Source organism: Lentzea nigeriaca (genome assembly GCF_016907955.1).
GTDB classification, from domain to species: domain Bacteria; phylum Actinomycetota; class Actinomycetes; order Mycobacteriales; family Pseudonocardiaceae; genus Lentzea; species Lentzea nigeriaca.
In genome coordinates this window covers 750374-760568 of sequence record NZ_JAFBCX010000003.1, presented here as the reverse complement: position 1 = coordinate 760568, position 10195 = coordinate 750374, and the positions used below count along the sequence as shown (strand labels likewise).

General features: G+C 68.7%; 9 protein-coding genes. 5 read left to right on the top strand and 4 right to left on the bottom strand.

The genetic code is table 11. From position 1 onward, the window contains the following. The 5 genes from JOD27_RS47420 to JOD27_RS14470 form a co-directional block, all read left to right on the top strand. A partial coding sequence (locus JOD27_RS47420; protein WP_504739939.1) for a glycoside hydrolase family 48 protein occupies positions 1-79 on the top strand: 79 nt, incomplete at its 5' end. Positions 80-90: 11 nt separating this feature from the next. Further along, the gene (locus JOD27_RS14485) at positions 91-1344 is read left to right on the top strand and encodes a lytic polysaccharide monooxygenase (RefSeq protein WP_204762712.1); all 1254 of its coding nucleotides are present in this window, start codon (positions 91-93) and stop codon (positions 1342-1344) included. After that, complete coding sequence (locus JOD27_RS14480) at positions 1344-1796, top strand: hypothetical protein (RefSeq protein ID WP_204762711.1); 453 nt, start codon at positions 1344-1346, stop codon at positions 1794-1796. Before JOD27_RS14485 ends, JOD27_RS14480 begins: the two co-directional genes overlap by 1 nt. 20 nt (positions 1797-1816) lie before the next feature. Continuing rightward, positions 1817-3559, top strand: coding sequence for a glycoside hydrolase family 6 protein (locus tag JOD27_RS14475; RefSeq protein WP_204762710.1), 1743 nt, complete (start codon positions 1817-1819; stop codon positions 3557-3559). Between the two features lie 179 nt (positions 3560-3738). Beyond that, positions 3739-4746, top strand: a complete 1008-nt coding sequence (locus tag JOD27_RS14470; RefSeq protein ID WP_204762709.1) for a LacI family DNA-binding transcriptional regulator — start codon at positions 3739-3741, stop codon at positions 4744-4746. A 37-nt stretch (positions 4747-4783) separates the two neighbouring features. Here the strand turns inward: JOD27_RS14470 and JOD27_RS14465 are convergent, their stop codons facing one another. The 4 genes from JOD27_RS14465 to JOD27_RS14450 all read right to left on the bottom strand — a co-directional run bounded on the left by JOD27_RS14465 (position 4784) and on the right by JOD27_RS14450 (position 10162). Next, complete coding sequence (locus JOD27_RS14465) at positions 4784-6058, bottom strand: ricin-type beta-trefoil lectin domain protein (RefSeq protein ID WP_307830127.1); 1275 nt, start codon at positions 6056-6058, stop codon at positions 4784-4786. A 3-nt stretch (positions 6059-6061) separates the two neighbouring features. Beyond that, complete coding sequence (locus JOD27_RS14460) at positions 6062-7393, bottom strand: ricin-type beta-trefoil lectin domain protein (RefSeq protein ID WP_204762708.1); 1332 nt, start codon at positions 7391-7393, stop codon at positions 6062-6064. A 120-nt stretch (positions 7394-7513) separates the two neighbouring features. Beyond that, complete coding sequence (locus JOD27_RS14455) at positions 7514-8818, bottom strand: ricin-type beta-trefoil lectin domain protein (RefSeq protein WP_204762707.1); 1305 nt, start codon at positions 8816-8818, stop codon at positions 7514-7516. A 60-nt stretch (positions 8819-8878) separates the two neighbouring features. Then, entirely contained in the window at positions 8879-10162 is a 1284-nt protein-coding gene (locus JOD27_RS14450; RefSeq protein WP_204762706.1) for a CE1 family esterase, read from the bottom strand. Positions 10163-10195: the final 33 nt, after the last annotated feature.

Sequence of the window (10195 nt, the reverse complement as noted above, 5' to 3'; positions counted from 1 at the left end):
GACGTTCACCTACCACCGGTTCTGGGCGCAGTCGGAGATCGCCACCGCCTTCGCCCTGCACACCGAACTCTTCGGCTGAGGAGTACCGAGATGAGAAAACGCATCGCACTCCTGGCCGTCGCAGCGGCGGTCGGCGCGGTTCTCGTGCACACCGGTGGCACGGCGCTCGCGCACGGCTCCATGGTGTGGCCCGCCAGCCGCACCTACGCCTGCTACGAGGACGGCAGGGCCGGCAGCGGTGGTGGCGACCTGAAGCCCACCAACCCTGCGTGCGTCGAAGCGGTCGCGCTCGGCGGCAAGCAACCGCTGTGGGACTGGTACGGCAACCTGATCAGCAACGCGGCCGGACGGCACCGGGAGATCATCTCGGACGGGCACCTCTGCGGCCCGACCACGAAGTACGACGCCTACAACCAGGCGCGTGGCGACTGGCCGGTGACCCAGGTGACGGCGAACGCCACCGTCACGTTGCGGTACAACGCCTGGGCGCCGCACCCCGGCACCTGGGAGCAGTACGTCACCAAGGACGGCTTCGACGTCACGAAGCCGCTCAAGTGGTCCGACCTGGAGCCCGTGCCGTTCGACAAGATCACCAACCCGCCCCAGGCGAACGGTGAGTACAGCTGGCAGGCGAAGCTGCCCAACAAGTCGGGCAGGCACATCATCTACTCGCTCTGGCAGCGCTCCGACAGCCCGGAGGCGTTCTACAGCTGCTCCGACGTCCAGTTCGGCGGCGGCGTGCCCGACACGCAGCCACCGACCGCACCGGGCACGCCGGTCGCGTCGTCGATCACGGGCAGCTCGGTGCGGCTCGACTGGCCTGCCTCGTCCGACAACTTCGGTGTGTCGGGGTACCGCGTGTACAGCGGCAGCCAGGTGGTGGCCACCTCGGCCACGAACTCGGTCACGGTGAAGGGTCTGACGGCGAACACCGACTACTCCTTCACCGTGGTGGCGCTGGACTCCGCGGGCAACGCCTCGCCGGCGTCGGCGGCGGTCGGAGTCCGCACCGGCAGCGGTCCCGGCGCCTGCACGGTGACGTACTCCAAGCCGAGCACGTGGAACGGTGGCTTCACGGCGAACGTGAAGATCGCGAACGGCAGCGCTGAGGCCGTGCGCGCGTGGCAGCTCGTGTGGGACTTCCCGGCAGGACACCAGTTGTCGTCGGCGTGGTCGTCGACGATCAGCGTCGCCAACGGGAAGGCCACGGCGAAGGGGGCTTCCTGGAACGCCGACATCGCCGCGGGTGGCACCACCGAGTTCGGGTTCAACGTGTCGACCACCGCGACCGCACCAGATCCGGTGAACTTCACGCTCAACGGCGTCTCCTGCGCCGTTCCGTGATGAGGGTCCTCCTCGCCCTCTTCGTGGCCGGTTCGGTCGCGGTCGCCATCGTGGTCGTCCGCGCCGGATCGGCCCCGGACCCGGCTCGCGGGGTCGACGGCATCGCCGCCTGGCTGAACCAGGTCAGCGGTGGCTGCACCGACGTGCGCAAGGGCGGGGACTTCACCGCGTTCGCGGGACCAGTGCGGGCGAAGGTCTACGAGCCGTTCATCGCGGAGTGGGGCACCTGCACCAAGCCGCCCTACGAACAGCTGGGACTGCTGGTGCTCCGGCCGGGCCTCGACGAGGCCTGGCGCAAGGCGCTGGTGAGCGGAGAGGTCAGGGGCGACCCGGACCTCGTGTTCGGTGACGGGTTCGCGATCACCGGCTCGACCGGCATGGAGCACCTCGGCCTGAAACGACTCGAGTGCACGCCCGCCGCGTGCTCGCTCACAGAGATAAAACACCATTGAAGGACAGGAGATCCGTGGCAATGAGGCTCAACGGACAAAGGCGGTGGGCCGCGGCGGGAGTCGTGGTCGCCACCTCCGTCGCGACGCTCGGGGTGGCGCTCAGCGCACCACCCGCGGGCGCCGCACCCGGCTGCCGTGTCGACTACACGGCGAACAACTGGGGCGGTGGCGGCTTCGGCGGCAAGGTGAAGATCACCAACCTGGGCGACGCCCTCTCGTCGTGGACCCTGAAGTTCACGTTCCCCGGCTCGCAGAAGGTGACCCAGGGCTGGAGCGCCACCTGGTCGCAGTCGGGTGCCGACGTGACCGCGACGAGTATGTCGTGGAATGGCAACCTGGGTACGGGCGCGTCGACGGAGATCGGGTTCAACGGCAGCTACACCGGCACCAACACCGACCCGGCGTCGTTCTCGCTCAACGGTGTGACGTGCACGGGCCAGCAGCAGCCGACGACCACGACCACGACGACCACGACGACCACCACGTCCGGTAACCCGAACCCCGACCCCGGCAACCGCGTCGACAACCCGTACGTGGGTGCGAAGATGTATGTGAACCCGGACTGGTCGGCGAAGGCGGCTGCCGAGCCGGGTGGGAGCAGGGTGGCGAACCAGCCGACCGGGGTGTGGATCGATCGGATCGCGGCGATCACCGGCACGGTCGATGGCCGTGGTGTGGAGGGGCATCTGGAGGAGGCGGTGCGCCAGGCGGCGGGTTCACCGCTGGTGATCCAGTTCGTGATCTACAACCTGCCGGGTCGTGACTGTTCGGCGCTGGCGTCCAATGGTGAGCTCAAGCCCACCGAGATCGACCGGTACAAGTCGGAGTACATCGATCCGATCGCGGCGATCTTCGCCAAGCCGGCGTACCGGAATCTGCGGATCGTGACGACGGTGGAGATCGACTCGCTGCCGAACCTGGTCACGAACGTGACGCCGCGCAACACGGCGGTGCCGGCGTGTGACGTGATGAAGGCCAACGGCAACTACATCACCGGTGTCGGCTACGCGCTGGCGAAGCTGGGTGCGGTGCCGAACGTGTACAACTATCTGGACATCGGTCACCACGGGTGGATCGGCTGGGACGACAACTTCGGCCCGACGGCGGAGCTGTTGTTCCAGGCGGCGAACGCCTCGGGCAGCACGAAGGCGAACGTGCACGGGTTCATCGCCAACACGGCGAACTATGGTGCGTTGAAGGAGCCGTACTTCACGATCGACGACTCGGTGAACGGCACGTCGGTGCGGCAGTCGAAGTGGGTGGACTGGAACCGGTATGTCGACGAGCAGTCCTATGCGCAGGCGTTCCGGCAGCGCGCCGTCCAGGCGGGCTTCGATCCCGGTGTCGGCATGCTGATCGACACCAGCCGCAACGGCTGGGGCGGTGCCGCCCGTCCGACGGGTCCGGGGCCGAAGACGAGCGTGGACGCCTATGTCAACGGGGGCAGGCTCGACCGGCGTATCCACACCGGCAACTGGTGCAACCAGGCCGGTGCCGGTCTGGGTGAGCGGCCGAAGGCGGCGCCCGCGCCGGGGATCGACGCCTATGTGTGGATGAAGCCGCCGGGTGAGTCCGACGGCGCGAGCAAGGAGATCCCGAACAACGAGGGCAAGGGCGCGGACAAGATGTGCGACCCGGCCTACACCGGCAACATCCGCAACGGCAACAACATGTCGGGCGCGCTGCCGGACGCCCCGCTGTCGGGCAAGTGGTTCTCCGCACAGTTCCAGGAACTCATGCGCAACGCCTACCCGGCGCTGTGACGACGAGACTGCCCTGAATCGGTTCCCGCGCGAATTCCGCTCGCGCGGGAACCGCCCGCCGCCGTCGCGGCCCGCATCCGCGACGGCGGCGCTCGGCGTTTTCGGCGTATCTCGAAAGGGAAACCGGCAGGGAACCGGTGGCGTTCGGCGTTCTTCGGCGTTCTTCGGAAAGGAAACCCGTGGTCACCATCGCGGACGTGGCACAGCACGCGGGGGTCGCCCCGAGCACCGTTTCCTACGTGCTCACGGGCAAACGGCCGATCTCGGCGGGCACGAAGTCCAGGGTGCGGGCGAGCATCAGCTCGCTGGGGTACGAGCCGCCCGTGACCGCCAGACAGTTCGACGGGACCAGAGCGGGCGTGATCGGCCTGGTGCTGCCGTTGCGGGCGGGCACGTATCTGCCGGCGGTGACGCGGTTCGTCACCGGCGCGGTCACGACCGCGCGCAGGTACGGCATGGGCCTGCTGCTGATGACCGCGGACGACGGCCTGCCCGCGCTGAAACGGGCCGCGAACGCCGCCCAGGTCGACGGTTTCCTGGTGATGGACCCGGAGATGAACGCCGACATGGACGACGATCGGCTGCGCCAGCTGTCCGCCCCGTCCGTCCTCATCGGACGGCCGACGACGGCGAAGGGCCTCACCTGCGTGGACCTCGACTTCGAGGCCGCGGGTGCGCAGTGCGTCGACCACCTCGCCGACCTCGGTCACCGCTCCATCGGCTTTCTCGGCGCTCCGAGCGCCGTGTACCGCCGCACCACGGGCTTCGCGCACCGGGCGATGGCGGGGTTCAGCGCGGCCGCGATGCGCCGCGGTGTCGCGGCGACGGCGGTGTCGGTCGAGGAGGACCACGGGGCGGTGCTCAGGGCGACCGAGACGCTGGTGCGCGCGACCCCGTCGACGACCGCGCTGGTCGTGCACAACGAGGCGGCGCTGCGCGGGATCACCGCGTGCCTGCGTGCGGTAGGACGCGAGGTGCCCCGCGACATCGCCGTGGTCGCGATCTGCGCGGACGAGCTGGCCGAACGGATGTCGCCACCGCTCACGTCGGTGCGGCTGCCCGCGGAGGAGCTCGGCAGGCACGCGGTGGAGCTGTTGATGGCCGAGCTGGACGGCAGGCAGCCGCCACCGCTGGTGTTGTTGCCGCCGTTGTTGTCGCGGCGGGCGAGTACGCCGGACCGCTGGTAGCGGGCGGTGGCGTGAACCACCGCCCGCATCATTGCCGCTAGGCCTTGGCCCAGCGCTGGTTGGTGCCGCCCTGGCAGGCCGACACGGTCACTGCTGCGCCGTTGTTGTTGCCGCTGGAGGTCAGGCACAGTCCGGTTTGGACGTTCGTGATCGTGCCGTTCGTGACGTTCCAGTTCTGGTTGGCGCCGCCGTTGCAGTCCCAGATGCGGGCCTGGGTGCCGGAACCCGCGTTGGCCGGGGCTTCCAGGCACTTTCCGGTGACCTGGAGGGTCTGGCCGTTCTGGGTGAACTGCTGGTTGGCGTTGCTGTGGCAGTCCCAGGTGATCATCACGGTGCCGTTGGCCGTGCTCGCCCCGTTGACGTCGAGGCACCGGCCGGAAGCTTCGCCGCGCAGCCGGAACGTCGTCGGGGTGGGCGGGGATTCACCGGTGAAGAACTTCCACACCTCGGTCTTCACCCAGCTGCGGGCGCCGCTTTCACAGCCGGCACACCCGTCGACCGGTCCCTGCTGGTGGCCGCCGTCAAAGGGCGCCCACACCACCGGATAGCCGGTTTTGCAGCCCGAATAGTAGGTGGTGATGTGCGTGTTGCTGCCCCGCGCCGGTTCGGGCGGGTTCTGCGGGGTGCAGCCGTTGTTGCGGACCCACCGGTCCCGCAGGGCCCGTCCACCGCCGATGTTGTCGCTGATGCCGTGGATGCCCATGAAGGCGACGGGCGTGGTGCCTCCCGCGCATCCGCTGATCTCGCCACCCGCGATGGAGACGATGGCACGGAACACCGTCGGGCGGGCGCAGGCGAGCGCGACGCTCATCCCTGCGCCGTAGCTGAAGCCCAGGGCGAAGACCTGCGTGGTGTCGACGCAGAGATCGCCGCTGATCCGGCTGATCATGTCGTCGACGAACCGCACGTCCTCGCCGCCCGAGTTGGCCCACCCGTTGTTGAGGCCCTGCGGTGCCACGAAGATCGTGGAGTTGTTGGCCAGTCTGCGCAGGCCGTAGTGGGCGTAGACGTCGCCGTCGCTGCCGCCGCCCGCCACCTGCTCGGCGGTGCCGCCGTACCAGTGGAAGCCGAAGATCAGCCGGTACTGGCGGTTGTTGTCGTAGTTGTCGGGGATGCTCAGGATGAACTGCCGGTTCTTGCCACCGCTCTGGATCGTCAGCTTGCCGTTCCGGAGCGTGGGAGCCTTGCCGCAGCCAGGAGTTGTCCGCGTGTCCGCGGTGGCGAGGCCGGCGCTGGAGACAACCAGCGCGACGACGGCCGCCGCGATCAGCCACCATCGAGGTTTGCCGCTGTGCCGCATGCGTGCGCTCACCTCCTAGGCCTTGGCCCAGCGCTGGTTGGCGCCGCCCTGGCAGGTCGCCACGGTGACGGCCGCGTTGTTGCCGGTGCCACTGGCGGTGAGGCACAGTCCGTTTTGGGCACTGGTGACGGTGCCGTTGGTGAGGTTCCAGTTCTGGTTGGCGCCGCCGTTGCAGTCCCAGATCTGCACCCTGGTACCGGAACCCGCGTTGGTCGGTGCGTCCAGGCACTTGCCGCTGACCTGCAGCGTCTGGCCGTTCTGGGTGAACCGCTGGTTGGCGTTGGTGTGGCAGTCCCAGATGATCAGCTGGGTGCCGTTGGCCGTGCCCGCGCCGGTCACGTCGAGGCAGCGGCCGGACGCCTCGCCGCGCAGCCGGAACGTGGCCGGGTCGGGAGGTGGCGTGGTGGTGGTCGTCGTCGGGCCGGGGCCACCGTCGCCGAACTGGGTGATGAACTTCCACGCCTCACCGGAGGTCCAGGTGCGCCAGCCGTCGCCGCCGGAGTCGATCGGGCCGGGGGTGTGGCCGCCGTCGAACGCCGCCCACACCACGGGATAGCCCGCGCGGCAGCCGCTGTAGGCCGTGATGATGTGCGTCCTGCTGCCCGCACTCGGTTCGCGCGGGTTCTGGGCTGTGCAACCGTTGTTGCGCACGAACCTGTCGCGCAGCCCGCGACCGAGGCCGATGTTGAGCACGTTGTCGCTGACGCCGTGGATGCCCATGTACGCGATGGGGTCGTTGCCGCCGCTGCAACCGCTGAGCTCCGCGCCCGAGTAGACCACGACCGCGCGGAAGACCTTCGCGCGGGCGCAGGCGATCGCGTAGGACATGCCGCCGCCGTAGCTGAAGCCACCGGCGTAGCGCTGGCCCGTGTCGATGCAGAGGCTGTTGTCGAGCAACCGGACCAGGTCGTCGATGAAGGTCAGGTCCTGGCCGCCGGGGTTGGCCCAGCCGTTGCCGTTGCCCTGGGGTGCGACGAAGATCGTGCCGTTGTTCTCCGCGTCGGCGAGCTTCCGCAGGCCGTAGTAGGACCAGTTGTAGCCGTCGGTGCCGCCGGAGTCGACGTCGTTGGCCGTGCCGCCACGCCAGTGCAGGCCGACATACAGCCGGTACTGCCGGTTGTTGTCGTAGTTGGCCGGCACCCGCAGGATGTAGCTGCGGTTCTGGCCTCCGCTGTTGATGGTGTGCTGCCCGCTGTTCAGAGCAGGTGCCTTGCCGCATCCCGCGGTCCCCGCGGCGATTCCGGCCTGGCCGTCCGGAGTCGTGCCGCCGAGCGCGATGCCCGCCGCGCCCAGGAAGACCACGGCGCTGGCGGCGGCCATGGCGATCACGAGCCTATGCCGGGACATGGCAGGGCCCCTTGTGCTGCTGGAACATCGTTGTTCCTTCCGTTTCTCACACTGGTTGCGGTGGAAAATCGGCGGGTGACGGCGGCTCCGCGCCCGGCGCCGCCGTCACCCGCTGTCGGGCTAGGCCTTGGCCCAGCGCTGGTTGGTGCCGCCCTGGCAGGTCGCCACGGTCACGGCGGCGCCGTTGTTCGTGCCGCCCGCGGTGAGGCAGAGTCCTGATTGGACGTTGGTGACGGTGCCGTTGGCGACGTTCCAGTTCTGGTTGGCTCCGCCGTTGCAGTCCCAGATCCGGACCCTGGTGCCGGAACCCGCGTTGTTCGGCACGTCCAGGCACTTGCCGGTGACCTGCAGCGTCTGGCCGTTCTGGGTGAACTGCTGGTTCGCGTTGGTGTGGCAGTCCCAGACGATCATCTGGGTGCCGTTGGCCGTGCCCGCGCCGTTGACGTCGAGGCACCGGCTGGAAGCCTCGCCGCGCAACCGGAAGGGGGTCGGACCGGGGTTCGGGGGAGTCGTGTCACCGGTGAAGAACTTCCACACCTCGGTCTTCACCCAGCTGCGGGCGCCGCTCTCACACCCACCGCACCCGTCCACGGGACCCTGCTGGTGCCCGCCGTCGAAGGGTGCCCAGACCACCGGGTAGCCGGTCTTGCAGCCCGAGTAGTAGGTGGTGATGTGGGTGCGGCTGTTGGGTCCCGGCTCGGGGGCGTTCTGCGGCGTGCAGCCGTTGTTGCGGACCCAGCGGTCGCGCTGGCCACGGCCGCCGCCGATGTTGTCGTTGATGCCGTGGATGCCCATGTAGGCCACCGGCGCGGTACCTCCGGCGCAACCGCTGATCTCACCGGGGCTCGCGATCGCGGCGATGGCGCGGAAGACGGTCGGGCGGGAGCAGGCGAGCGAGATGCTCATCGAGCCGCCGTAGCTGAAACCGAGCGAGAAGAGCTGCGTGGTGTCCACGCAGAGGTCGTTCTCGATGCGGCTGATCATGTCGTCGACGAACTTGACGTCCTCGCCGCCGGAGTTGCCCCAGCCGTTGTTGAACCCCTGCGGCGCGACGAAGATCGTCGAGTTGTTCGACAGCGGCTTCAGTCCGTAGTAGGCGTAGACGGCGCCATCGCTGCCGCCGCCCGCCACCTGGTCGGAGGTGCCGCCCAGCCAGTGGAAGCCGAAGACCAGCCGGTACTGCTTGGTGTTGTCGTAGTTGTCGGGGATGCTCAGGATGAACGAGCGGGTCTTGCCGCTGGTCTGGATCGTCTGGTTGCCGTTGCGCAAGGTGGGAGCCTTGCCGCAGCCCGGAGTCGCGGTGGCGCTGATCTGGCCGGCGGACGCGGGGGGAGCCTGTGCGCTGGCGACCCCCGGCCCGGAGAAGATCAAGGCGGCCGCAGCGACCAGCCACCCCGCCTTGCGGAGAGTTTTTCGGTGTCCCATGGATGTTCGCGCTCTCTGTGGTGAGTGGTTCATCCGGGCGGCGGTCCGGCGATGGTGGGATCAGGAGGAGATCGAGCAGGTCTTTCCGTTGAGGGCGAACGAGTCCGGTGCGGACGTGTTGCCGGTGTGGTTGGCCTGGAAGCCGATGGTGATCGACGCGTTCGGCGCGATGTCGCCGTTGTAGTTGACGTTCTTGGCGGTCACCTGGCCCGAGGCCGGCGAGTAGGTGGCGCTCCAGCCGGACGTGATGGTCTGCCCGCCGGGCAGTGTGAAGGTGAGCGACCAACCACTGATCGGCGCCGAGCCCGTGTTGGTGATGGTGATGCTCGACGTCAGCCCGGTGTTCCACGCGTTGATCGCGTCCTTGACCTGGCAGTCACCAACGGGTGGGTTGGACGTCGTGGTGGTGGTAGTGGTCGTCGTCGTGGTTGTGGTGGTCGTCGTGGGACCGCCGCCACCCGCGAACTGGGTGATGAACTTCCACGCCTCGCCCGACGTCCAGGTGCGCCAGCCGTCACCACCGGAGTCGATGGGACCTGGCGTGTGGCCACCGTCGAACGCGGCCCACACCACCGGGAAGCCTGGGCGGCAGCCGCTGAAGTTCGTGATGATGTGCGTGCGGCTGCCCGGCGCCGGCTCCGGAGCGTTCTGCGGCGTGCAGCCGTTGTTGCGCACGAACCTGTCGCGCATGCCGCGGCCCTGCGAGATGTTGAGCACGTTGTCGCTGACGCCGTGGATGCCCATGTAGGCGATGGGATCGTTGCCGCCGGTGCAGCCGCTGAGGACCCCGCCGGAGTAGACGACCACCGCGCGGAAGACGTTGGCACGGGCGCAGGCGATCGCGTACGACATGCCCCCGCCGTAGCTGAAGCCACCGGCGAAGCGCCGCGTGGTGTCGACGCACAGCCCGTTGTCGATCAGCTTGACCAGGTCGTCGATGAACGTGAGGTCCTGGTTGTTGGGGTTGGCCCAGCCGTTGTTGTTGCCCTGGGGCGCGACGAAGATCGTGCCGTTGCTCTCCGCATCGGCGAGCTTGCGCAGCCCGTAGTACGACCAGTTGTAGCCGTCGGTACCGCCGGAGTCGACGTCGTTGGCCGTGCCGCCCAGCCAGTGCAGGCCGACGAACAGCCGGTACTGCTTGTTGTTGTCGTAGTTGGCCGGCACCCGCAGGATGTAGCTGCGGTTCTGGCCGCCCGTGTTGATCGTGTGCTGACCGCTCGTCAGCGTCGGCGCCTTGCCGCATCCCGCGGTTCCCGCGGTGTTTCCGACGTGGTCGCTGGGAGTCGTGCCGCCGAGCGCGATACCAGCGGCACCGAGGAAGACCACGGCGCTGGCGGCGGCCATGGCGATGACGGTCCTATGCCGGAACATGGCACG

Excerpts from the sequence above, each read along its gene's own strand:
- JOD27_RS14485 (WP_204762712.1), top strand. The coding sequence starts at position 91 with ATGAGAAAACGCATCGCACTCCTGGCCGTCGCAGCGGCGGTCGGCGCG.
- JOD27_RS14480 (WP_204762711.1), top strand. The coding sequence starts at position 1,344 with ATGAGGGTCCTCCTCGCCCTCTTCGTGGCCGGTTCGGTCGCGGTCGCC.
- JOD27_RS14475 (WP_204762710.1), top strand. The coding sequence starts at position 1,817 with ATGAGGCTCAACGGACAAAGGCGGTGGGCCGCGGCGGGAGTCGTGGTC.
- JOD27_RS14460 (WP_204762708.1), bottom strand. The coding sequence starts at position 7,393 with ATGTCCCGGCATAGGCTCGTGATCGCCATGGCCGCCGCCAGCGCCGTG.
- JOD27_RS14455 (WP_204762707.1), bottom strand. The coding sequence starts at position 8,818 with ATGGGACACCGAAAAACTCTCCGCAAGGCGGGGTGGCTGGTCGCTGCG.
- JOD27_RS14450 (WP_204762706.1), bottom strand. The coding sequence starts at position 10,162 with ATGGCCGCCGCCAGCGCCGTGGTCTTCCTCGGTGCCGCTGGTATCGCG.